The following is a 23,056-nucleotide window of genomic DNA, read 5'->3' as shown; positions in this document are numbered from 1 at the left end:
CTACCGAATATAAGGCTTAGGTATTTTTGCATAAGCTTGTCTCTATTCATCCGGATTTTTACCGAAGAGACCTCGCCCGAAACTACTAAACTGCTATGCAAGTCTTTACCTATCACCTGAAAGGAGACCGCGGCATCTGGCTCATCATTGCCCTCCTCACGCTCATTAGCGTGCTGGCGGTGTACACCAGTACCAGTGGCCTGGCCTTTCAGCAGCGCGAGGGAAGCACGGAGTACTACCTGCTGAAGCACGTGGCCCTGATGGCCCTGGGCCTGCTCATGATGTTTCTGGTACATCGCATAGATTATCGAGCCTTTGCCCGTTTTGCCAACCTGCTCTTGGCTATCAGTGCGCTGCTGCTGTTCTACACCCTTTTTCAGGGCCAGGCCGCAGAGGTGAACGAGGCACGCCGCTGGATTCGTGTGTTCGGCCTCAGCTTTCAGCCATCCGACCTGGCCAAGTTCAGCCTCATGATCTACCTGGCCAAGGTGCTCACCCAGCGGCAGAATCTGATCAAGGACTTTCGCCGCAGCTTTGTGCCCACCATCCTGCCTGTGTTCGTTATCTGCGGCCTTATCGCGCCCCACAACCTGAGCACGGCCATGGTGCTCATGTTCACCAGCTTTATCCTGATGTTCATTGCCGGCATTAATAGCCGCCACATGCTGGGCCTTATGCTCAGTGGCCTGCTGCTAGCCACGGTAGCCATCTATGGCAATATCTTCAAGCGCTCTGCCACCTGGCAGCATCGGATAGAAAACTGGTGGGCTGGCCAGCCCAATAATGACGAGCAGTTTCAGCGCGAGCAGGCCAATATGGCCATTGCCACCAGTGGCTTCCTGGGCAAGGGCGCGGGCAAGAGCGTGCAGCGGCACTACCTGCCCCAGGCGTATAGCGACTTTGTGTACGCCATCATCATCGAGGAGTACGGCCTGCTGGGCGGTGTGGTGGTGCTGGCCCTCTACATCCTGCTGATGATCCGCGCCGTGGGGATCGTTACCATCAGCAAGACCTTCGGGGCACTGCTGGCCGCCGGGCTTAGCTTCCTTATTGTTATACAGGCCCTCATCAATATGGGGGTTACCGTGGGGCTGCTACCGGTTACGGGCTTGTCCCTGCCCCTCATCAGCATGGGGGGCACCTCACTACTCTTCACGGCCATGTCCTTCGGGGTTATCCTGAGTGTGAGCAGAACCAGCATAGCCGAAGCCGCATGAGCAAGCCCCGATCCATACAGCGGGTACTGATAGCTGGTGGCGGCACAGGCGGCCACGTGTTTCCTGCCCTGGCCCTGGCCGATGCCCTGCGGGCCCATGACCCCCAGGTGCAGATACAATTTGTAGGTGCCAAAGGGGGGCGCGAAATGCACTGGGTGGCCCAGGCAGGCTACCCCATCCAGGGTGTATGGATAAGCGGCTACTACCGGCAGAAGAGCCTGAGAAACCTGCTGCGCAATGCCCTGCTGCCGCTCAAGCTGGTGGTGGCCCACCTACAGAGCTATCGGATCCTGCGGCGCTTTCGGCCCGATGTGGTGATCGGCGTAGGGGGCTATGCCAGCTATACCACCCTGGGTGTAGCCAGCCGGATGCGTGGTATTCTGCGCGTTATACACGAGCAGAATGCCTATCCCGGCCTTACCAACCGCACCCATGGCCGCCGGGCCCACCTCATCCTGCTGGGCTATGCCGATGCCCTGCCCTACTTTCCGCATGGGCGGGCGGTGGTAACAGGAAACCCGGTGCGCAGCGCGGTGCTATCCGCACAGCCCAATGCGGCCGCCTTTGGGCTACAGGCTGGCCGCCCTACGGTTTTTGTTACCGGTGGCAGCCTGGGCGCGCGTAGCCTGAATGAAGCCCTGGCCGCCGGCGCAGAGGCACTTGCCCAGGCGGGGATACAGCTACTGTGGCAATGCGGAACCGGGTACTACGAGCAGTACAAGGCCTACGCGAGCGAAACCATCCGGGTGCTGCCCTTTGTGGCAGATATGGGGGCTGCCTATGCCGTGGCCGACCTGGTGGTGTGCCGTGCGGGTGCACTCACCCTGGCCGAGCTACAGGCCCTCCGCAAGCCCGCCATCCTGGTGCCCAGCCCCAATGTGGCCGATGACCACCAGACCCGGAATGCCCAGAGCCTGGTGCAGCTGGGGGGTGCCCGGCTGCTGCCCGATGCCCAGGCACCCACTCAGCTGGTGCCGCAGCTCATCCAGCTGGCAAAGGACCCCGAGCAGCTGGCCCGCCTGGGCCAGGCCATGGCGGTGCCGGCCACCCCTGCTGCCACCGCCATGGTGCAGGCCATACAACGGCAGTGGCAGCTACAGGCGGATGACCCCTTTGGGCCGGGCAAGGCGGTGTACTGTATCGGCATAGGGGGCATTGGCATGAGTGCGCTGGCCCGCCAGCTGCAGGCCCAGGGCTGTAGCCTGCGCGGCTACGACCGCAGCGAGACCCCCCTGACCCGACGCCTGGCTGCCGAGGGTATGCAGCTGGTGTACGAGCCAAACCCTGTGCAGAACCTGCAGGGTATAGACAGCGTGATATACACCCCTGCCGTGGGCGAAGCGCAGCCCGACCTGCTGGCCGCGCGTGCCCAGGGCCTGCCTGTGTGGAAGCGCGCCCAGGTGCTGGGCCGCATAGCCCGCAGCCACAGCACGCTGGCCGTGGCAGGCACCCATGGCAAGACCTCCACCAGCAGCCTGCTGGGCTACCTGCTTACGGAGGCTGGGCTAGACCCCACCTGCTTTGTGGGCGGAATCATGGCCAACTACGACACCAACTTCCGGGCTGGCGGCAGCCCCTGGCTGGTGGCCGAGGCCGATGAGTACGACCGTAGCTTCCTGCAGCTATACCCCCGCCACCTTATCCTTACCAGCCTGGACCCCGACCACCTGGACATCTATGGCCAGGTGCAGGCCCTGCACCAGAGCTACAACCAGCTGCTGGCCCAGGTGGCCCCCGGGGGTACCATCGTGGCGCACGAATCCACCCGGCCATTTATCCACAGCCACCCGCAGCAGCGGCTGCTATTCTACGGCATTGATAGCGGAAATGTTCGCGCCGAAGACGTGCACTATGCAGGCGTGCGCACCCACTTCACCTACGTGCAAGCGGGGCTGCGCATCCCCGGCCTGGTGCTGAACCGCCCCGGAGCCTACAACCTGCTGAATGCCCTGGCCGCCATATGCCTGGCCCTGGAGGCAGGCGTAGCACCCGAGCAAATACGCCAACTGCTGCCAGACTTTCGTGGCGTAAAACGACGCTTTGAACTACAGATTGATACCGCTGATCTGGTGTATGTAGACGACTATGCCCACCACCCGGCCGAGATAGATGCCTGCCTGAACGCGGTAAAAGCCGCCTGGCCGAAGCACCAGATTGTGGCCCTTTTTCAGCCCCATTTGTTTAGCCGTACCCGCGATTTTTACCAGGAGTTTGGCCGCAGCCTGAGCCAGGCGGATTGGGTGTATCTTATGCACATCTACCCCGCCCGAGAGTTATCCATACCCAACGTTACGGTCGATCTGATTTATCAACAAATCACGCATGAGCATCGTCAGATCATAAATTTACAGGAAGCTGCCGATGCTATCCTCCCCGCTCTTTCTCGCCCCACAGTAGTGGTGAGCATGGGTGCAGGAGACATAGACACCCAGGTGCCCGCCATCCGACAAAAGCTCTTAACCCTGCTCCCCAAGGCTTGAACCGCAAAACCCGAAATATCGCCCTGCTGATCGGCATACCGGTGCTTACGCTCCTGCTGTTTGTGGCCAGTACCTTCTACCATGAGCAGAAGCGGGTGCTGCGCATCCAGGTGAAGATAGAGGCAGAGCCCGACCAATGCTTCCTCTCTGTGGCCGACATCAATGAACTGCTGAGCCTGGAAACCCGCGTGCTACAGCAGCCCGTGCAGGCCGTAGACCTACAGGCGCTGGAGCAGGAGCTGCTGGCTACCCAGTATGTAGATTCGGCCATAGCCTACTTCGGCACCGATGGGCAGCTGATGCTACAGGTGCAGCTGCGCAAGCCCGTGGCCCGGGTGCTGCCCAATGGCATGGCCGGCTATTACCTGGACGCTGAGGGCCACATCATCCCCCTGAGTACCGCCTACACCGCCCGCGTACCCCTGCTGACAGGCAACGTGCCCGACCTGGCCCACCAGCCTGAGGCCGATAGCACCCTGATGACCCTGGTGCCCATGCTGCACCACATAGCCGAAGATGAGTTTTGGCGGGCCCACATCAGCGAGCTGTACCGAGACAGGGCCGGAGACCTGGTGCTGTATCCCACCCTGGGCGAGCTGCGCATCCTATTCGGTGCGCCCTATGACTACCAGAAAAAGCTAAAGCATTTGCTGCATTTCTACCAGGAAGTACTATCGGTACGCGGATGGCGCTACTACAAGTCCATAGCACTGAAGTATGACGGGCAGATAGTGGCCACCAAAAGATCGTGAACAGAATATGAATACGGAGCGCATTATAGTAGGACTGGACATTGGCACCACCAAGGTGGTGGCGGTGGTGGGCAAGTACAATGAGTACGGAAACATCGACATCCTGGGCAAAGGGCAGGCCGATAGCGACGGCGTGAAGCGGGGTGAGATCAACAACATCGACAAAACGGTGGCCGCCATCCGCTACGCCGTAGAGGAGGCGGAGAAGCACGCCAATGTGGAGATCAATGCCGTACATGTGGCCATCAGCGGCGAGCACATCCGTAGCCAGCAGCAGAAGGGCATTATCACCCTGCCCGACCCCGATATGGAGATCTGCCAGGAAGACCTGAACCGCCTGGCGGCAGACATGCACCGCGTGCCCATCCCCTTGGGCATGGAGATCCTGCATGTGCTACCCCAGGAGTATACCGTAGATGCCCAGGCCGGGATAAAAGACCCCGTAGGCATGAGCGGTGTACGCCTGGAGGGCAACTACCTCATCGTAATGGCCCACAGCAATAGCGTGCGGAACCTGGCACGCTGCATCCGCCGCGCCGGCCTGGAGATTGTGGAGCTGGTGTATGCGCCCATTGCCAGCAGCTACTCGGTGCTGAGCGAGGAGGAAAAGGAAGCCGGCGTATGCCTGGTGGATATGGGCGGCGGCACCACAGACCTCGCCATTTTCGAAGACGGCATCATCCGCCACACAGCAGTCATCCCCTTTGGCGGCCAGGTGGTTACCGAAGACATAAAGCACGGCTGCAATGTGATGGTGCGCCAGGCCGAACTGCTGAAAACCCGCTATGGCAGCGCCAAAGCCGATGCCCTGGCCGACCAGGAGGAGATTATCACCATCACGGGCCTGAGCAACCGCCCGCCCAAAGAGATCCGCAACCTGACCCTGGCCCACATTATACAGGCGCGGGTAGAGGAGCTAATGGAGTTTGTGGAGCAGGAAATAAACAAGAGTGGGTACCGAAGCAAACTGGTGGGCGGCATCGTGCTGACCGGTGGCACCAGCCAGCTGCACCACATTAGCCAGCTGGTAGAGTATGTAACGGGCATAGACTGCCGCGTGGGTAGCCCCAGCAGCCAGTTTGCCAAGGGGATGGTGGCCGAAACCCGCTACCCACAGTACAGCACCGCCACCGGCCTGGTGGTGTATGGCCTGCAAAAAGAAGCCACTCCCCCTGCCAGCCCCGAGGCTGAAACCCGCCCCGCCAGGCGAAAAATACAGCAGGCCGGAGGCGGCTATCGCACCCAGCTGCCCGAGGCAGACCCGGGTAGCGGAAAGCTTGTATCGCGCATCAAAAACTGGTTCGAATCCAACGTAACCGGCAGCAATACTACCACTATAGAATAACACTTATGGCTGGCATAGACTTTGACTTTCCGATCTCCGATCCTGCCACTTCACATTTCGACACCGAAAACCTCATTAAGGTAATCGGCGTGGGCGGTGGCGGCGGAAATGCCGTGCGTACCATGTACGAAAAAGGCATCGAGGGCGTAGACTTTTACATCTGTAATACCGACCTGCAGGTGCTAAAGGGTAGCCCCATCCCCAATAAACTCCAGCTGGGCATGGAGCTTACCAATGGCCTGGGCTGCGGAGCCAAGCCGGAGGTAGGCCGCGAGGCCGCGCTGGAGAGCCGTGAGGATGTACGCCACATTCTGCAGGGCAATACCCGCATGGTGTTTATCACCGCCGGCATGGGCGGGGGCACCGGTACCGGGGCTGCACCTGTTATAGCCGAAATAGCCCGAGAGATGGGCATCCTCACGGTGGGCATCGTTACCACCCCCTTCAAGTTTGAGGGCGACTGGCGAAACCGAATAGCCAAGTCGGGCGTGGCCGAGCTACAGCGCGTGGTAGACACCCTGCTGGTGATAAACAACGCCAACCTGATGGAGATCTGCCCCCGAAATATCAAGGCCCGCGATGCCTACAAGATGGCCGATAAGGTGCTGTGCGATGCCGCCAAGGGCATAGCCGAGATCATTACCATAGAGGGCTATATGAACGTAGACTTTGCCGATGTACAAACGGTGATGAAAGGCAGCGGCAGTGCCCTGATGGGTATGGCCACCCACCACGGAGACAACCGGGCCATCAACGCCGTGGAAGATGCCCTGAGTAGCCCGCTGCTGGATAATGTAGACATTAGCGGGGCCACCGGCGTGCTGGTAAACATTACCGCCAGTGAAGACACCCTTACCATGGACGAAGTGGAGGTAATAGGTGAATACATCCACAAAGCCGTGGGCGATAATGCCCGCATCATCCTGGGCCAGGTGCTGACGGATGAGGCCGGAGATGACCTGACCGTAACTGTCATCGCCACCGGCTTTGACCAACCGCACCAAGCACCCGTAAGCCGCCCGATGCCCGAGCTGGAGATACAGGCTGGCCCCATAGCTTCGCCCCCCCCGGCCAGGGTGCCAGCGGAAAAGGAGAAAAAACCCTTTATACTGGAAATAGAGGACGAGGACGAAGGCGTAGACCTGCCCCCCGCGCACCAGCCACAGCCCGAAGCAGAAGAGCCACCGGTAGATAAGTTTAAGCGCAGGCGACCGGCCCCCCAGCCCCCGCAGCCTGAGCGACACACACCAAGCCTGTTTGATGCCATGGACACAGGGGGCCGCACGCGCCCCGCTACCAACTTTTATCACCAGCCGAAGCCCGATCCCAGCCCCACGCCTCGGCCCCATAGCCCCCAGCCATCCCGGCCCCAGCGCCTGGACCCCACCAACCCCAAGGACGTGGAGGAACTGGAGCGCGTACCCAGCTATCTGCGCAGGCAGGTGGACATAGAGCCGGAAGAAACTGTGCAGCAAAACCGAAAGATCAGTCGCCTGACGGTGAGCGACGAGGGAGAAGAACGCTACCGCCTGCGCGATAACAACAGCTTCCTCTTCGACAACGTAGACTAGCGGACGGGGGGTACGAACGACTGTAGTTCAGCCCCCTGTGGGGCACGTAGCGGCAAAGCGATGCGCTACCCCCACCCCGGAGGAGGGCAGCATTGAGTTGCCCCTGTGGCATACAGCTTCTAGCTGCTCGGTAGGGCTAGGGTGGCGTGTGGTAAAGGGGGAGGCAGGATACGGATTGAAACTACGCGGTTTCGAATGAGTTGCCGTAGTGCAGTAGATTTTGCTCCAATTCCGATTTTTTAATCTATGTTAACGCCAAAAGTCTGCTTCTCTTCTATTTTTGGCTAAAAGCTATTGAGCCATGAAAAACATTTACGCACTTGTTCTTTTCGTTTGCATGGGCCTTGGTCTTGTTCATGCACAGCAGGGTACGCCTGTGTGGGGTGCTGAGCTGGATCTCGTTCAGCCATTTGTACCAGAGGTAAATATATTTACGGCCAAGGTTACGCGCACGGTCTGGGGCCAGCATCCCGGCAAGCGGGGCGACATTATGCTCGGGGCCTTTGTTCGCCCAAACATAGAGCATGATGTGGTAGAACGAATATCCGAGCATCTTGTTTCCCTCGGCTACCGCCATTACCTTTACAAGGGGCTACACCTGGAGGCTTAGTATCTAGCCGGCTATGTGTGGGGCACGCGGAATATCTATGAGTTCGAAAAGCTTGGCCGCGATAAGGATTACGAAGGATTTGTCCATTTCATCGAATTCAATGCCGGATATCGATTTGATATAAAACCGGCCGAGAAAAAAGGTTTTTATATTATCCCACAGGCCGGGTACCTGCGTGGTATGAACAGGGAGGAAATAATAGGCCCTCGGGATGGAAAACCAGACTATTTTTTCACGGGCAAGCTGCTAGTAGGATACAGATTCTAGACACCCAGCTCCTCTCGCAGGAGCTTCTATGGGTTTGTGTCAACTAGTTTGCATGGGTACCTCGTTTTGATGCGTTTCTGGCCGTGCCCCCACCCTCCTGTACTCTGCACAACTGATTGAGCATCCGTGCGCTGGTAATGCTATGCCAATAGCAGGGCGAGTGCGAGGCGGGAGTAGGCCTGCCCCCGCATGGGTATGCGTACTGTTGCCGCACAACGTCTCATCCTGTGTAACTTTGCGCCATGATCGAACTTAGCAAGACGCTAGACCCTGCCCAGTATGAGGCGAAGTGGTATGAGCACTGGCGCAGCCAGGGCTTCTTTCGTAGCAAGCCCGATGCCCGCCCGCCCTATACCATCGTTATCCCCCCGCCCAATGTAACCGGCATCCTGCATATGGGCCATATGCTGAACAATACCATCCAGGATGTGCTGATCCGCCGAAAGCGGATGGAGGGCTACAATGCCTGCTGGGTGCCGGGTACGGATCATGCCAGCATTGCTACGGAGGCCAAGGTGGTGGCCATGCTGGCCGAGCAAGGCATCCGGAAGGAGGACATTGGCCGCGAGGCCTTTCTGGAGCATGCCTGGGCCTGGAAGGAAAAGTACGGCAGCATCATCCTGCAGCAGCTGGAGAAGCTGGGGGCCAGCTGCGACTGGGAGCGTACGCGCTTTACCATGGAAGAAGACCTGAGCCGATCGGTGCTACATGTATTTGTAGACCTGTACAAAAAGGGCCTCATTTACCGAGGTTACCGAATGGTAAACTGGGACCCCCAGGCCCGCACCACCGTAAGCGATGAGGAAGTGGTGTGCCAGGAGGTGAATGGCCTGCTGTACTACCTGCGCTACCCCTATGCCGATGCACCCGGCCAGTACCTGGTGGTGGCTACCACGCGGCCCGAAACCATCTTTGCCGACGTGGCCGTGGCCGTAAACCCAGCGGATGCCCGCTACCAAGCCCTGATAGGCAGGCAGGTGCGCATACCCGGTACCGACCGCACGATCCCTGTCATCGCCGATGCGCATGTAGACCCCGAGTTTGGGACGGGTTGCCTGAAGATTACCCCTGCCCACTCCGTGGCCGACTATGAAATAGGCCAGCGGCACGGGCTGGAAATCCTGAATGTGCTGCAGCCCGATGGCCGCCTGAACGAGCTGGGCGGAGCCTATGCCGGCCTGGATCGCTTCAACGCCCGAAAGAAAGTGGTGGCCGACCTGAAGGCCCAGGGCCTGATGGAGCAGGAAAAACCCTATCAAAACAAAGTGGGTACCAGCGAGCGCACAGGCGCTGTTATAGAGCCCCGCCTAACCCACCAGTGGTTTCTGGACATGCGCCAGCTGGCAGGCCCCGCCCTGCAGGTCGTGGAGCAGGGCCAGGTGAAGCTAATACCGGATCGCTTTCTGAACACCTACCGCCACTGGATGGAAAACATCCGCGACTGGAACATTAGCCGCCAGCTGTGGTGGGGGCACCGTATACCTGCCTGGTACCTGAGTTATAGCGTAAAGGGCCAGCCCCAGGAGCCCCACATCCTGGTGGCCGAAACCGAGGCCGATGCCCGGGCACAGGCCGATGCCTACCTGGCCCAGCAGCAGGGCGTAGAGCTGGGCCTGGAGCAAGACCCCGATGTGCTAGACACCTGGTTTAGCAGCTGGCTGTGGCCCCTCAGTGTGTTCAATGGTATTCTGGACCCCAAGAACAAGGACTTCCGGTACTACTACCCCACCAACGACCTGGTAACCGCCCCCGAGATCCTCTTCTTCTGGGTAGCACGCATGATCATGGCTGGGCAGGAATATGCGGGCCAGGTGCCCTTCCGGAATGTATACCTAACCGGCATAGTGCGAGACAAGCAACGCCGGAAAATGAGCAAGAGCCTGGGTAATAGCCCCGATCCGCTCGACCTCATTGCCCAGTACGGGGCCGATAGCGTACGGGTGGGTATGCTGCTTAGTGCCCCGGCGGGAAACGACCTGCTGTTCGACATTAGCTATGTGGAGCAGGGCCGAAACTTTGGAAACAAAATATGGAACAGCTACCGCCTGCTGGTGGGCCTGGGCGAAAGCCAAGACCCCAACCGGCCTGCCAGTGTGGTGGAGGAACAAGCCATTCGCTGGCTGCAGGCCCGCATTAGCGAGGTAAGCCGCGAGCTGGATCACCTGTTCGGCCAGTTTCGCCTGAGTGAGGCACTGATGGCCGTATACAAGCTGGTGTGGGACGACTTCTGCGCCTGGTACTTGGAAATGATAAAACCTGCCGCAGGCGACCGCATCAGTGCCCGGGCCTATCACGACACGCGCATACTATTCGAAGACCTGCTGAAGCTGCTGCACCCCTTCATGCCCTTCCTTACCGAAGAGCTGTGGCAGGCCGTGCACACGCGCAAGCCCAAAGACTGCCTGATGGTAGCCCAGCTGCGCATGCCTGCAGCCCTGCCCACCGACCCCGATACACTGGCCGAAATGGCTGAGATTCAGACCCTGATCACCGAGCTGCGGGCCATGCGCCAGCAGCTGGGCCTGGGCATGAAGGAGCCCCTACCCCTGGCGGTGCATACAGATGCACCCACCCTCTTTGCCCAATATGCCGAGCTGCTGAAGCGCTTTGGTAGCCTGAGCGAGATAGGCCAGGTGGCCAGCCAGCCCTATGGCACCGTGGCCCGGGTGGTGCGGGCACACACCCTATACCTACCCGCCCCGCAGCAGGACGCCCAGGCCCAGCGCACGCAGCTGGAGGCCGAGATTGCCTACACCGAGGGCTTCCTGGACAGTGTGCAGAAAAAGCTGGCCAACGAACGCTTTGTGGCCAACGCCAAACCCGAGATCATAGAAAAGGAGCGACAAAAGCAGGCCGATGCCGAAGCCAAACTGACAGCCCTGCGCCAGCAGCTGGCCGGGCTGTTACAGGCGTAGGTAACAGCCCAGCTGTTTCCTGGTGTTTAAGGTTTGGGCTGAGACAAGAAAGCTAGCTGTACGCATCTCACGAGTTTGTGAGCGGAGACCAGGGAGGTGCGTACAGGGGGAGAGGTTCCTGCCAAGCTTTGCACCAGGCTTCCTGCCACTCAGGGCTGGTAGTTCCGGCTATGCTCTTCGGCCGATTTTAGCACTTTTTCTTCCAGGCTTTTCTGGTAGGCCAGCAGGCGTCGGGCCAGGGCGGGGTCGTGTGGGCCTAGCATGCGGGCAGCCAGCAGGCCGGCATTCAGGCCGCCGTTTAGGGCCACGGTGGCCACAGGTATGCCCCCGGGCATCTGCAGGATACTGAGGATACTATCCCAGCCGTCCAGGCTGTTGCTGCTCTTCACCGGTACGCCTATTACTGGCAGGGTGGTATAGCTGGCTACCATACCGGGCAGGTGGGCGGCCCCCCCCGCCCCGGCTATGATGACCTGTAGGCCGCGCTCGGCCGCCTGGGTGGCGTAGGTGGCCATGCGCTGGGGGGTTCGGTGGGCACTCACAATAGTCAGCTCGTGGGGCACCTGTAGCTCCCTCAGTATATCGGCGGCAGGCTGCATCACAGGCAGGTCGCTCTGGCTACCCATTATGATGCCTACTTTTGGGCTGGCTGTACTCATGTGGTTACCGTCAGGTTCTGCTGTATGTAGCGGGCTTTTTCCAGTATCTCTTCCCAGCTGTCGGCTATCAGGGTGATGTGCCCCATTTTGCGGAAGGGGCGAGTCTCCTTTTTGCCGTACAGGTGCAGTTTTACGCCGGTCATTTTCAGCACATCTTCCAAGCCGTTGTACACGGGTTTTCCGCTGTGGCCCTCGGCCCCCAGCAGGTTTAGCATGGCTGCCGGGCCGTAGTGGCGGGTGCTGCCCAGGGGCAGGCCCAGTATGGCGCGCAGGTGCTGCTCAAACTGGCTGGTCATGTTGGCCTCTATGGTGTGGTGGCCGCTGTTGTGCGGGCGGGGGGCTATTTCGTTCACCAGCAGACGCCCGTCTGTAGTCCAGAACATCTCTACGGCCAGCAGGCCCACGATCTCCAGTTTCTCGGCTATCTGGCGGGCTATCTGGTCGGCCTGCTCGGCCACCTTGCCCGGCAGGGGGGCCGGGCTGATGAGGTACTCTACCAGGTTGGCCTGCGGGTGAAACACCATGCCCACCGGGGGGTAGCTCTGTATCTCTCCCTGCGGGTTGCGTACCACGATTACGCTGATCTCTTCCTTTATCGGGATCCTTTCCTCTAGCACGGCGGGCACAGCGAAGGCGCATTCTGCGGCTTCTTCGTAGCTGTTTAGCACCCGTACGCCCTGGCCGTCGTAGCCACCGGTGCGCATTTTTTGTACCAGGGGATATTCGGCTTCGGCCAGCAGCTGGTCTTTGCTCTCTACCAGCCTGTAGGGGGCCGTGGGGATGCCGTGCTCGGCATAAAACTGCTTTTGCAGGCCCTTATCCTGCACCATGCGGATGATGTGAGGCTGGGGATAGATGGTTTTTCCCTGTGCAGCCAGCACCTCCAGGGCCTGCACGTTCACGTGCTCGATCTCTATCGTCAGCAGGTCGCAGCCTTGGCCAAAGGCCATCACGTCCTCGTACTTGTGGTAGTCGCCTTTGGCAAAGTTTGGGCTATAGCGGCAGGGCCCTTGCGGGTCGTAGTCCAGCACTGCGGTTTCCACATCGTAGTTTACACAGGCCTGTACCAGCATTCTTCCCAGCTGGCCGCCGCCCAATATTCCCAGTTTGAAGTCGCGATAAAACACGGGATCAAAGTTAGGCAAAGCGGCTTAGGCTCCCACTGGCGGAGCGGTTTTTATGTCGCAATCTTTTTTGTATACAGGGCGGTGCGACCCCCCGCTTATTTGGCCGATCCTGTTTTGCGTGGGACTGGCCGTACGGCGTGGGGCTACTGCGTGGGCCACGTGGGTGCGGTGCGAATGCCTACGCTGGCGGGAAGCCCGACATTTGGATTCGCTCCTGGGCCTGTTCCAGGTGCCTTTTCACATGGTAGGTGTGGATGGCAAAGGCATCGCCCAGGTTGAAGCGCAGCAGGAAGTTACTTGGTGAGCTCAGCCGGGTTCTCTGTAGGTCCAGCTGCTGGCTTTTGGCCATCAGTTCGGCTATAGCCAGTTGCTTCTGCCTGAAGTCGCGAACCACTGCATGAGGGTCTGCTATGTTGCTCAGGTCGGGTTCAAAGTCTTTCGGGCTTTTGAATGTCTTTTTGCTTCTCAATCCACGGATAAACAGCTGGCCCATCCTTCCGTTCCGGTGCGCCCGCTGGGCACTTTTTACCGGCCTTGCACGTGTTACTGCCTTATTCAGCCTGGGTGTGTATAGGTCTGCCGCGGCATTCAGATGCTGTAGCAGCTCGGCTATGCTCCATTTGTCGGGCTGGTGGCGCCAGTTTAGTTGCATAACACTCAGGGCAAGGAAACGGTCGGCCGCCTCCACTACCTGTTCGCGCATTATACCCTCCAGGCTGTTTATCCAGTCTCCCGCATCGGGTATGTTCTGTCTGGCCATGTGGTACCTCCTTGTTTGCAGCTCTACAAAGTAGGCAAAAAATGAACGATGGTTGAACGGTTACGGCATCCAATAGCTTGCATTCAGCTGGCTGGCTCGTGCTCCGGATGGGGGAAGTCGGGCATTCGGATTCCTTCATAGGCTTGTTTCAGGTGCCTCCTTACGTGATAGGTGTGGATGGCAAAAGCATCGCCCAGGTTGTAGCGCAATAGGCGGCTGGTGGGTAGGCGCAGGTGGGTGTGCTGCAGGTCCAGCATGATCGCTCCGGCCATCAGGTCTGCGATGCTGAGCTGGGTTTTGCAGAAGTTTTTAAGCAACGTATCTCGATCCGGCAGCTGTGCCAGGCCCTGCTTCGGGTGCAAGGGCCGGGGTGCCTTCAGTGGCTTTTCGCTCTGTAGCTGTGCCAGCAGTCGGCCGCCGGCCCTTCTATGTCTGTGCCCGCGCAGGGGCTTTTCCACGGGTTTGCTATGCTTTATTGCTTGTTCTAGCCGGGGTAGCCAGGCCTCTCCGGCCCGGGTCATGTGGCACAGTAGCTCGGCCAGGCTCCACTTTCCGTCCTGATAATGCCCGTATAGCTGCTCGGTTGTGAGGGTGCCGAAATTGGCTTTTGCTTCGGCTACATGCTTTCGCATCTCGGCTTCCAGTAGTAGCATCCAGGCTGCGGCATTGGTTATGGGCGAAGGGTACATGGGTTCTCTTGCTTGGCTTTGTCTGGGTTGCCTGGTGTATACAGCGTACAACCTGGAGCTTATATGTACGGAATTGAGGGGAACAGGCTGGCGGGCCGCCAAGGGACGGGTGCCAGCTTTTGGGGTCTACGTATCCATACCCACGAAAGGTTATCGCTGCGACATACAGGCAGGTGGCGTGTGCAGCCTAGCTGGAGAGTGCCTTTACGAAGCGGTTTTCTGGCATAAATTCCTTGAGGAAGACCCGCACGGCAGTGTAGCAGGGTATGGCAATCACCATCCCGACTACGCCCCCCAGTATGCCCGCTACCAAGCTTACCACAAATATCTCCAAGGGGTGTGTCTTCAAGGTATTGCTGAAGATGAGGGTAGAAACAAAAAGGTTGTCCACGGCCTGGCAGCCCAGGAATACGGCTATCAGAATAAGAATACCTTCCTGTAGGAAGGGGAAGGGCATAGTGATGTTTCCGGCAACAAACAGCAGGATGCCAAATGCGCCACCGATCATAGGGCCAAGATAGGGTATCAGGTTGAGAATCCCTCCTATTAGCCCAATGAGTAGCGCGTCTCGGAATCCCAGTAGATACAAACTAGAGGTAAGCAAGGTGGTGAAGATGGCTGTCTGGCCCAGCAGGCCCAAAAAGTAGCGGCGGAGTTGTGTTTTCAGCTTAACGAGTGCCTCTTCCATCCGTTGGTCAAACACACTGGGCACCAGGGTAATAAAAATACGGCCCAGGGTACCGGGTTCCTTGAGGAAGAAAAAGGCCATGAAGCCGATGGAGAAGATTCCGATCAGCGTGCTGCCTATGTCTTCCACCAGGGCTATCAGGCTGGCCAGCAGGCCACTGTTTAGCAGGTTGGCCCGCAGGTCGGCCACGGCCGAGTGTATGATTTCATTCGCCTCACTACCCAGCCCCCACTTATCTAGCTGCTTGTAGAGGGCGTTTAGGGGCTCTTGCAGCGCCTCCACCATCTTGTGCGGGTCTGTGTTAGAGAGGGCCACCACCTGGCTTACCACGGGCGGTACGATTAGCCACAGTAGCCCTGCCAGCAGCGCAAAAAAGCCGAGCACGGTGATGAGTGCCGCTGCAGAACTGGACACCCCCCAGCGCCGGGATATCCTTACACTCCTCAGCAGGGTATGAATAGGCCTGCCCAGCAGGGTGAGAGCGGCAGCCGCAAGAAAATACACCACTACCTCCAGCACGTAGTACAGCCCTACCAGAGCCAGGCCTGTTAGCAAGACATCCCGTATGGGCTTTAACCAAGGGTTGGGCGGTAGCTTGGACATGGCATTGACTGCTTAGGAGCAGCAAAGTAAACACTTTTAAGTATTTGCCCTGCCTACCTACTGCAGGGTACCATCCTGCATGTATACCTGGCGGTGGCAGCGGGCGGCAAACTCATGGTTGTGGGTGGCTATCAGTATGCTCAGGTCATGGCGCTCGGCCAGGTCTAGCAGCAGGTTTATCAGCTTTTCGCCATTGGGGGTGTCCAGGTTTCCGGTGGGTTCATCGGCCAGCAGCACCTTTGGCTGGTTAATCAGGGCGCGGGCTATGGCCGTGCGCTGCTGTTCTCCGCCACTCATTTCGCTGGGTTTGTGGTGCAGCCGCTCGCCGAGGCCCAGCTCTACCAGCAGGGCCTCGGCCCGGGCCTCGGCCTCGCGGCGGGCAGTACCGGCTATGTAGGCTGGCATGCTGGCATTTTCCAGTGCGCTAAACTCGGGCAGCAGGTGGTGAAACTGAAACACAAAGCCCAGCTGCTGATTGCGAAAGTGTGCTAGCGCCCGGGCTTTTAGGCTATGCAGCGGCGCTCCGGCATAGTACAGCTGCCCCGCATCGGGCCGGTCTAGCGTACCCATTATCTGCAGCAGGGTACTCTTGCCCGCCCCACTGGCCCCCAGCAGGGCTACTGCCTCGCGTGGGTGCAGGGCCAGGTCTACCCCCTTCAGTACGGGCAGCTTGCCATAGTGCTTGTGTATGCCCTGCACCACCAGGATGGGGCTGGCACCGGGGGTGTGGGCGGAGGTGTTTTCTGACATCATAGCCAGGCGTAAAGATAGTGTGCCCGGAACAGGCTACCAAGTGCGTCAAAATGGCAGCTGCCTGTGGCTGGCAGGGCTTTTGCTGCCAGATGATGCGGGCGCGAGCGTCCCCGGGGACGAAAAATATCGCACTACCGTGCACGAAACCTATCCTTTTTGTGTTTAATTTGGGTCGAAAACCACTCTAATTCAAAAAGATGAATAACTACTATGGAAATAACTGGAGCACGGCCACAGGCGCTGTGCTTTCCACCAGCACCGTCAATGTGTTTCTGCGCCGGGTGCTGGGCATCATGGCCGTAGGCCTTGCCATTACCGGTGTGATTGCCTATCTGCTGGGTCAGCAGCTGCTGGCAGACATACAGACCATCTCGGCAAACGGCGGGGATGCAAGCGGTACCCTGCTGGGCACCCTGTCGGGAATGGGCATCTTTGTTATGCTACTGCCGCTGGCCTTTATCTTGGTGCTTAGCTTTGGCATCAATAAGCTGAGCTACCCGGTAGCAGCCGTACTTTTTGGCCTCTATGCCGCCACGATGGGGGTTAGCCTGAGCTTTATCTTTGTGGTGTATACTGCAGGCTCCATTGCCCTTACGTTCTTCACCACCGCAGCCATGTTCGGCATTATGTCCATCATCGGCCTTACTACCAAGGTAGACCTGACCAAGTACAGCAGCTACTTCATGATGGCGCTTATTGGCCTGGTGGTTGTGGGCCTGGTGAATATGTTTGTAGGCAGCAGCACGCTGGGCTATATCTACGGTGCAGCCGGGGTCATCATCTTCAGCGCCCTTACAGCCTACGACATGCAGCGCATTGTACGCGAGAGCGGCATGTACGGCGATGATACCTCTCTGGCTAAAAAAGCCAGCCTGATGGGTGCCCTGTCTCTGTATCTCGACTTTGTAAACCTGTTCCTCTTCCTGCTGCGCTTTATGGGTAGCAGCCGCGAGTAGCCCCTCTGTGGCTAGCGCGTATAGGCCGGCCAGGTCTTGCGGCCAGGAATTTCAGATCTTCCTGAACAAGAAAGAGCACTCCCCGGGGTGCTCTTTCTTGTTTCGGGGGCAAGCGATTTTTTGCTGTTATCCTGGCGCTGTTATCCGCTGGCTGGTTTCCCCTACTCCTTGCCTGGGGTTCGGGATGAGGATGGGGGAGGGTGTTACAAGGCGTATGGCCTCCCCCTAGTCTGTAGCGGGTTCGGGCAGATAGAAAATGGCGTAGCGGCCCGGCCTGCCGGTGTGGGGTATCTCGTGCCGACCCGAGAGCGGGAGGGCAGCTAGCTGCTGCCAGCCGGCCAGCGGGCTGGCCTGGTAGTACAGGTAGGGTAGGTAGGGCTGTTCGGGGCTGTCTGCTTCTATGGCAGGTTTCCTGGCCGCCGCGTAGTGGAAGCGGAACTGTAGCTCGCCCTGGGTCCAGCCCTGCACCTCCCACCAGCGGGGATAGGCTGGGCCCGGGCCCTTGTCTGGCAGGCCCAGGTGCAGGCAGCTGAATGCCGTGCCGGTTCCTGCCAGGTCCAGCTCCAGCTCTGCATAGGCGTGTGCGGGCTGCTCGGCGGTCAGGGTATCCAGGCGGCACAGGCGGGCATCGCTCAGGCTGTTCTCGGGGTCTAGCCACAGCTGGTAGCCGGTGGGTACGGCCAGCGTAGCCGTATCGCGCTCGCCCTGAATGGCCACCCGGTAGCGGCGCGTGGGCAGGTGGGGGTGCACGGCCCACAGGGGAACATAGGCCCGGGCTACGGGAGCCTGCCGGTGGTACAGCTGCTGCACAAGGGTTACCCGCAGGCTGTCTGGGTGGAGGCGGACGGTATCGGCCAGCCGGAAGTGCGGAAAGCCCCCCTGCTCGGCCCAGCCGGCAAAGAAGGCGGCCAGGTCCTGGCCACTGTACTGCTCCAGGCTATGCCGCAGGCCATCCGTATCGGCGTTGCGCCAGGCGTAGGCGGCCAGGTGGTGGCGCAGCCCGCCAAAGAAGAGGCTATCTGCCAGCTGGTGGCGCATGGCGTGCACCACAGTGGCCCCCTTGTCGTACACCGTGCAGCCATAGGTGTGCTCGGGCTGCGCATGTGCCACGGCGTAGTGCCCGCCGTCTGCCAGTGGGCAGCGGGTCAGGGCAGCATAGTGCGTTTGGGCCTGGTAGTGCCGGGCGGCGGCAGGCCCCTGTGTGGCCTCTATAAACAGGGTTTCGCAGTAGCGGGCAAAGCCCTCGTTCAGCCACATCTCGCTGGGGCTGACTGCCGTTACCAGGTTGCCAAACCAGCTGTGGGCCAGCTCGTGCGCCCACAGGGTGTTTTGCAGTTCGCTGCCGTCTATGTGCTGTAGGGGGTAGGCTATGTTGGTGGCATGCTCCATGGCACCGCCCTGCATAGGCACGGCCACATAGCCAATGTGTGGCCAGGCGTAGGCGCCAAACCAGCTCTCGAAGGCCCGGAAGCAGGCTTTCAGCTGGCGAAAGCTGGCCCGGGCACTGGCCACCCTGTGGGGGGGCACCCACAGGGCAATGGGGATGGGCCGCTCCTGGCCCTGCACCGTATCCCGCACGGCCACATAGTTGCCCACGGCAAAGCTCATCAGGTACGTAGGGATGGGCTGCTGTAATTCCCAGCGGTGGGTGGTGGTGCCCTTTCGGCTGGGTGTGGCCCCCTGGTATTCTCCTGCCGATACGGCCATGAGGCGGCTAGGCACGGTGATCTGGGTGGTATAGGTGGCCTTGTCCGTAAAATTGTCTATACACGGATACCAGGCTCGGCCAAAGCTGGGCGGATTGCCCTCTATCCACACGCCCAGGTTGTAGGCGCTGCTATCGGCCATATACACGCCACCGAACAGGCTGGGCGCATCGGGTGTACCCTGGTAGGCCAGGCTAAGCTGCTGTTTGCTCCCCCTGGACATGGGCTGGGGTAGCTCTATCAGCAGTTCGTCTCCCACCTGCTCATACACCAGTTTGTCCGGGTGCCCGGCCAGCCGGGCCTGTTGCACTTTTAGCTGGTGTAGCGATAGCCGCAGCACCCGCAGCGGCTGCTCCAGTACGGTGAAGTGGATCTGCGCTTCGCCCTGTAGCTGCCGCCGGGGCAGGTCTAGCTCCAGGTGCAGGTCGTAGTGGGTTACGTCTACCTGTGCGGGCTGGGCATGCAGGCCGTACAGGCTGATAAGGCCAAAGAGGGCGGCTGAGAAGCGAAGCAGGGTGCGAGGCATGGAGGGGGGATTAGGGAGTCCAGTCGATGGGGGCCTGGCCGCTGGCGAGCAGGTGCGCGTTTGCCTGCGAGAAATGACGGCAGCCCAGGAAGCCCCGGTGGGCAGAGAGTGGGCTGGGGTGGGGTGCCTGTAGCACCTGATGCCTGTTTCGGTTTATGATCTGGCCCTTCTTCTGGGCATAGCTGCCCCACAGCAGGAAGACAATGGGCGGCCCTGGCCGTTCGTTCAGCGCCTGGATAACGGCATCGGTAAAGGGTTCCCAGCCTCGGTGCTGGTGGCTACCCGCCTGCTCAGCCTGCACCGTCAGGGTGGCATTTAGCAGCAGGATGCCCTGCCGGGCCCAGCGCTCCAGGTTACCGTGGGGTGGCGGGGCCTGGCCCAGGTCGGCCTGCAGCTCCTTGTAGATGTTGGCCAGCGAGGGCGGGATGGGCACCCCCGGGGGTACCGAGAAGCATAGCCCGTGTGCCTGCCCGGGCCCGTGGTAGGGGTCCTGGCCCAGGATGACCGCTTTCACCTGCCGGTAGGGCGTATGCGCAAAGGCATTGAAAATAAGGGGCCCGGGGGGATACAGGGTTTTTCCGGCGGCCTTTTCGGCTTTCAGAAACTGCACCAGCTGCCGGAAGCTGGGCGCCTCCAGGGCGGGGGCCAGCACCTGCTTCCAGTCGGCGGCCAGCTGTACCGTATCGGCTAGGGACATGCAGGCAAGATACAGCACGCGGCTGGGAATGCCAATGGGCGGGCGGGCATCCCGAAAAAGCAGTAGTAGCGATTTATCGTCCTCTTATTAATCTGGAGAAACCTCGAGGCCTGAGTGGCTATTAGCCCCAGGGCAAAGGCTTACAGAATTTTTTACCCTATATCTAACTTAAGCAATACGAAGCCTACTGCCCCAATACAGCCCAAAGGTAGCACCAGCCCCTATACCTAAATACGCAAGTGCCTCACGGCGTGCTAGGCGCTACAGGCCAGGCAGTCCGGGTCGTCCAGGCTGCAGGCGGCTGCCTCTATGTCATCGGAGAAGAAGCGCTCGGCACTAGGCCGCTGTTCGGGCTGAGCGCCGGTGTCGGTAGCGGGTAGGCTGCCAGTCGTACCACTATGGGCCTTCTGAGCAGCCTGTACCGCGCTGTGGTCCAAGCTAAACTTGATGGCCTCGGCCGCACCCTGGCTACGCAGGTAGTAGGTTCCGGTCTTCAGGCCTGCATGCCAGGCGTAGAACTGCATGCTGCTCAGCTTCTTGAAGCTGGGTTCGCGCATGTAGATGTTCAGGCTTTGGCTTTGGCACACATAGGCTCCACGGTCTGCAGCCATGTCGATAATGGCCTTTTGCTTGATCTCCCACACCGTCTTGTACACCTCCCTCAGGTCGGCGGGTATTTCGGGTATATCCTGCACGCTGCCGTTGGCAGCTATCAGCTTGTTCTTCATCTGCTCATTCCACAGGCCTAGCTGCACCAGGTCGTTCACCAGGTATTTGTTTACGACCACAAACTCTCCACTTAGCACACGGCGGCTGTAGATGTTGCTGGTAATGGGTTCAAAGCACTCATTGTTGCCCAGTATCTGGCTGGTGCTGGCGGTGGGCATCAGGGCAATGAGCAGGCTATTTCGCACGCCGTGCTTCATCACGCGCTGGCGCAGGGCCTCCCAGTCATAGCGTGGGCTGGGCTGCACGCCCCACAGGTCGAATTGGAACTGGCCCTTGCTGAGGGGGCTGCCGGCAAAGGTCTGATAGGCTCCCTCTCGTTCGGCTAGCTCACAGCTGGCCTCTATAGCCGCATGATACATGGTTTCGAAGATGGCCTTGTTCAGCAGGCGTGCCTCATCGCTCTCGAAGGGGTACTTCAGCTTCATGAACACATCTGCCAAGCCCTGCACCCCTATGCCCACCGGGCGGTGGCGCATGTTGCTATTGCGTGCCTCGGGGATGGGGTAGTAGTTGATGTCGATGATTTTGTTCAGGTTTCGGGCAGCCACCTTGGTCACCTGGTGTAGTTTTTCAAAGTCGAACTCGCCCCGGAACACGAACCGGCTGAGGGCTATGGAGGCCAGGTTGCACACGGCCACCTCGTCGGGGCTGGTGTATTCTATCACCTCGGCACACAGGTTGCTGCTGCGTATGGTGCCCAGGTTCTGCTGGTTGCTCTTCCGGTTGGCGTGGTCCTTGTACAGGATGTAGGGGGTGCCGGTTTCTATCTGCGCATCCACAATGTGTTTCCAGAGGGTGCGAGCCTTTACGGTACGGCGGGCAATGCCCCGGCGTTCGTATTCGGTATACTTGCGCTCAAACTCATCTCCCCAACTGTCAAACAGGCCTGGAGCCTCATTGGGGTCGAACAGGCTCCAGTCTGCATCGGCTTCCACCCGCTTCATGAAGAGGTCGGGCACCCACAGGGCATAGAACAGGTCGCGCGCACGCTGCTCTTCCTTTCCGTGGTTCTTCTTCAGCTCCAGAAAGTCGAAGATATCGGCATGCCAGGGTTCCAGATACATGGCAAAGGCGCCTTTGCGCTTGCCTCCGCCCTGGTCTACATAGCGGGCTGTGTTGTTAAACACCTGTAGCATGGGCACAATGCCGTTACTCTTGCCATTGGTGCCGCGTATGTAGCTGCTCTTGGCACGTACGTTGTGGATACTGAGGCCAATACCGCCGGCGCTCTTGCTGATCTCGGCACACTGCTTCAGGGTTTCGAAGATACCCGTAATGCTGTCCTCCTTCACCGTAAGCAAGAAGCAGCTGCTGAGCTGGGGGGTAGGCGTACCTGCATTGAAGAGGGTGGGTGTGGCGTGGGTAAACCACTTGTCGCTCATCAGGTTATAGGTCTCTATGGCGGCATCTATGTCCCCCATGTGTATGCCTACGGATACGCGCATAAACATGTGCTGCGGGCGCTCCACAATGTGGTCATTCACCCGTAGCAGGTAGCTGCGCTGCAGGGTGCGAAAGCCGAAATAGTCAAAGCTGAAGTCGCGCTCGTGGGCAATGGCCGCATCCAGGCGGGCGGCGTGCTTGTTTATCACGGCATACACCTCATCGCTGATCAGGCTGGCACGCTCGCCGGTTATGGGGTGCTGGTACTTGTGCAGGATCTCGATGGTGGTGCTAAAGCGGCTATCGGTGGTTTTGTGCAGGTTGCTCACCGCAATGCGTGCCGCCAGGATGGCATAATCCGGGTGTATGGTTACCATGCTGGCAGCCGTCTCGGCACTCAGCTCATCCAGCTGCTGGGTGCTCACCCCGTCAAAGAGGCCCGGCACTACCCGCTGGGCCACCTGTACGGCATCTATCTTGCTGTTCAGGCCCTCGCACAGGGCATCTATTCGGTTTACGATTTTATCGAATTGTACGGGTTCTTTCTCACCCCGGCGGTTTACTACAAACATGGCTATGCGGGTTTTATCGGCGGTTTAGTCTAGGTATTGTTATCAGTATTG

17 protein-coding genes are annotated in these 23,056 nt (G+C 59.4%); 7 read left to right on the top strand and 10 right to left on the bottom strand.

The features are described 5' to 3' along the window. Positions 1-95 precede the first annotated feature (95 nt). The 5 genes from LW884_01555 to ftsZ are packed head-to-tail and all read left to right on the top strand — an operon-like array spanning position 96 to position 7,365. The gene (locus LW884_01555) at positions 96-1,217 is read left to right on the top strand and encodes an FtsW/RodA/SpoVE family cell cycle protein (GenBank protein MCE3007021.1); all 1,122 of its coding nucleotides are present in this window, start codon (positions 96-98) and stop codon (positions 1,215-1,217) included. Beyond that, entirely contained in the window at positions 1,214-3,697 is a 2,484-nt protein-coding gene (murC, locus tag LW884_01550; protein MCE3007020.1) for a UDP-N-acetylmuramate--L-alanine ligase, read from the top strand. The genes LW884_01555 and murC overlap by 4 nt, the downstream gene beginning before the upstream one ends. Further along, positions 3,694-4,449 (top strand): cell division protein FtsQ/DivIB, encoded by a 756-nt coding sequence (locus tag LW884_01545; protein MCE3007019.1) that lies wholly within the window; start codon positions 3,694-3,696, stop codon positions 4,447-4,449. The genes murC and LW884_01545 overlap by 4 nt, the downstream gene beginning before the upstream one ends. A 7-nt stretch (positions 4,450-4,456) precedes the next feature. Further along, positions 4,457-5,794: a cell division protein FtsA gene (gene ftsA / locus LW884_01540; protein MCE3007018.1), complete on the top strand. Its 1,338-nt coding sequence runs from the start codon at positions 4,457-4,459 to the stop codon at positions 5,792-5,794. Positions 5,795-5,799: 5 nt separating this feature from the next. Then, entirely contained in the window at positions 5,800-7,365 is a 1,566-nt protein-coding gene (ftsZ, locus tag LW884_01535) for a cell division protein FtsZ (GenBank protein ID MCE3007017.1), read from the top strand. A gap of 274 nt (positions 7,366-7,639) precedes the next feature. Here ftsZ and LW884_01530 read toward each other — a convergent pair whose 3' ends face one another. Then, on the bottom strand, positions 7,640-7,942 hold the full coding sequence (locus LW884_01530; GenBank protein ID MCE3007016.1) for a hypothetical protein: 303 nt from the start codon (positions 7,940-7,942) through the stop codon (positions 7,640-7,642). Between the two features lie 542 nt (positions 7,943-8,484). Between LW884_01530 and LW884_01525 the strand changes: the two genes are divergently transcribed. Beyond that, positions 8,485-11,157 (top strand): valine--tRNA ligase, encoded by a 2,673-nt coding sequence (locus tag LW884_01525; GenBank protein ID MCE3007015.1) that lies wholly within the window; start codon positions 8,485-8,487, stop codon positions 11,155-11,157. A 149-nt stretch (positions 11,158-11,306) separates the two neighbouring features. Here LW884_01525 and purE read toward each other — a convergent pair whose 3' ends face one another. The 6 genes from purE to LW884_01495 form a co-directional block, all read right to left on the bottom strand. Next, positions 11,307-11,816 carry a 5-(carboxyamino)imidazole ribonucleotide mutase gene (purE, locus tag LW884_01520; protein ID MCE3007014.1) on the bottom strand — a complete coding sequence of 170 codons (510 nt, stop codon included), beginning with the start codon at positions 11,814-11,816 and terminating at the stop codon, positions 11,307-11,309. Continuing rightward, positions 11,813-12,943, bottom strand: coding sequence for a 5-(carboxyamino)imidazole ribonucleotide synthase (locus tag LW884_01515; GenBank protein ID MCE3007013.1), 1,131 nt, complete (start codon positions 12,941-12,943; stop codon positions 11,813-11,815). The genes purE and LW884_01515 overlap by 4 nt, the downstream gene beginning before the upstream one ends. A 178-nt stretch (positions 12,944-13,121) precedes the next feature. After that, on the bottom strand, positions 13,122-13,703 hold the full coding sequence (locus LW884_01510; protein ID MCE3007012.1) for a DinB family protein: 582 nt from the start codon (positions 13,701-13,703) through the stop codon (positions 13,122-13,124). Positions 13,704-13,786: 83 nt separating this feature from the next. Continuing rightward, positions 13,787-14,392: a DinB family protein gene (locus LW884_01505; GenBank protein ID MCE3007011.1), complete on the bottom strand. Its 606-nt coding sequence runs from the start codon at positions 14,390-14,392 to the stop codon at positions 13,787-13,789. A gap of 187 nt (positions 14,393-14,579) precedes the next feature. Next, on the bottom strand, positions 14,580-15,683 hold the full coding sequence (locus LW884_01500) for an AI-2E family transporter (GenBank protein MCE3007010.1): 1,104 nt from the start codon (positions 15,681-15,683) through the stop codon (positions 14,580-14,582). Positions 15,684-15,740: 57 nt separating this feature from the next. Further along, positions 15,741-16,436: an ABC transporter ATP-binding protein gene (locus LW884_01495; protein MCE3007009.1), complete on the bottom strand. Its 696-nt coding sequence runs from the start codon at positions 16,434-16,436 to the stop codon at positions 15,741-15,743. A 197-nt stretch (positions 16,437-16,633) separates the two neighbouring features. On the opposite strand from LW884_01495, the gene LW884_01490 reads away from it, so the two are divergent. After that, positions 16,634-17,392: a Bax inhibitor-1/YccA family protein gene (locus LW884_01490; GenBank protein MCE3007008.1), complete on the top strand. Its 759-nt coding sequence runs from the start codon at positions 16,634-16,636 to the stop codon at positions 17,390-17,392. A gap of 225 nt (positions 17,393-17,617) precedes the next feature. On the opposite strand, the gene LW884_01485 is transcribed toward LW884_01490, so the two are convergent. From LW884_01485 to LW884_01475, 3 genes are all read right to left on the bottom strand, one after another. Next, a complete protein-coding gene (locus tag LW884_01485; protein ID MCE3007007.1) occupies positions 17,618-19,624 on the bottom strand; it encodes a hypothetical protein in 2,007 nt (668 codons plus the stop codon). Positions 19,625-19,634: 10 nt separating this feature from the next. After that, a complete protein-coding gene (ung, locus tag LW884_01480) occupies positions 19,635-20,321 on the bottom strand; it encodes a uracil-DNA glycosylase (protein ID MCE3007006.1) in 687 nt (228 codons plus the stop codon). Positions 20,322-20,575: 254 nt separating this feature from the next. Next, complete coding sequence (locus LW884_01475) at positions 20,576-23,005, bottom strand: ribonucleoside-diphosphate reductase subunit alpha (GenBank protein MCE3007005.1); 2,430 nt, start codon at positions 23,003-23,005, stop codon at positions 20,576-20,578. Between the last annotated feature and the right edge of the window lie 51 nt (positions 23,006-23,056).

Source organism: Bacteroidota bacterium, assembly GCA_021300195.1.
GTDB lineage: Bacteria > Bacteroidota > Bacteroidia > J057 > JAJTIE01 > JAJTIE01.
Note: the sequence above shows the minus strand (reverse complement) of the source record. Positions and strands in the feature narration are given on the sequence as shown.

Bases quoted from the DNA above. Each gene is read 5' to 3' on its own strand.
- LW884_01555 (MCE3007021.1), top strand. From the start codon at position 96: ATGCAAGTCTTTACCTATCACCTGAAAGGAGACCGCGGCATCTGGCTC.
- murC (MCE3007020.1), top strand. From the start codon at position 1,214: ATGAGCAAGCCCCGATCCATACAGCGGGTACTGATAGCTGGTGGCGGC.
- ftsA (MCE3007018.1), top strand. From the start codon at position 4,457: ATGAATACGGAGCGCATTATAGTAGGACTGGACATTGGCACCACCAAG.
- ftsZ (MCE3007017.1), top strand. From the start codon at position 5,800: ATGGCTGGCATAGACTTTGACTTTCCGATCTCCGATCCTGCCACTTCA.
- LW884_01530 (MCE3007016.1), bottom strand. From the start codon at position 7,942: ATGGCGGTAGCCGAGGGAAACAAGATGCTCGGATATTCGTTCTACCAC.
- LW884_01525 (MCE3007015.1), top strand. From the start codon at position 8,485: ATGATCGAACTTAGCAAGACGCTAGACCCTGCCCAGTATGAGGCGAAG.
- purE (MCE3007014.1), bottom strand. From the start codon at position 11,816: ATGAGTACAGCCAGCCCAAAAGTAGGCATCATAATGGGTAGCCAGAGC.
- LW884_01510 (MCE3007012.1), bottom strand. From the start codon at position 13,703: ATGGCCAGACAGAACATACCCGATGCGGGAGACTGGATAAACAGCCTG.
- LW884_01505 (MCE3007011.1), bottom strand. From the start codon at position 14,392: ATGTACCCTTCGCCCATAACCAATGCCGCAGCCTGGATGCTACTACTG.
- LW884_01500 (MCE3007010.1), bottom strand. From the start codon at position 15,683: ATGTCCAAGCTACCGCCCAACCCTTGGTTAAAGCCCATACGGGATGTC.
- LW884_01495 (MCE3007009.1), bottom strand. From the start codon at position 16,436: ATGATGTCAGAAAACACCTCCGCCCACACCCCCGGTGCCAGCCCCATC.
- LW884_01490 (MCE3007008.1), top strand. From the start codon at position 16,634: ATGAATAACTACTATGGAAATAACTGGAGCACGGCCACAGGCGCTGTG.
- LW884_01485 (MCE3007007.1), bottom strand. From the start codon at position 19,624: ATGCCTCGCACCCTGCTTCGCTTCTCAGCCGCCCTCTTTGGCCTTATC.
- ung (MCE3007006.1), bottom strand. From the start codon at position 20,321: ATGTCCCTAGCCGATACGGTACAGCTGGCCGCCGACTGGAAGCAGGTG.
- LW884_01475 (MCE3007005.1), bottom strand. From the start codon at position 23,005: ATGTTTGTAGTAAACCGCCGGGGTGAGAAAGAACCCGTACAATTCGAT.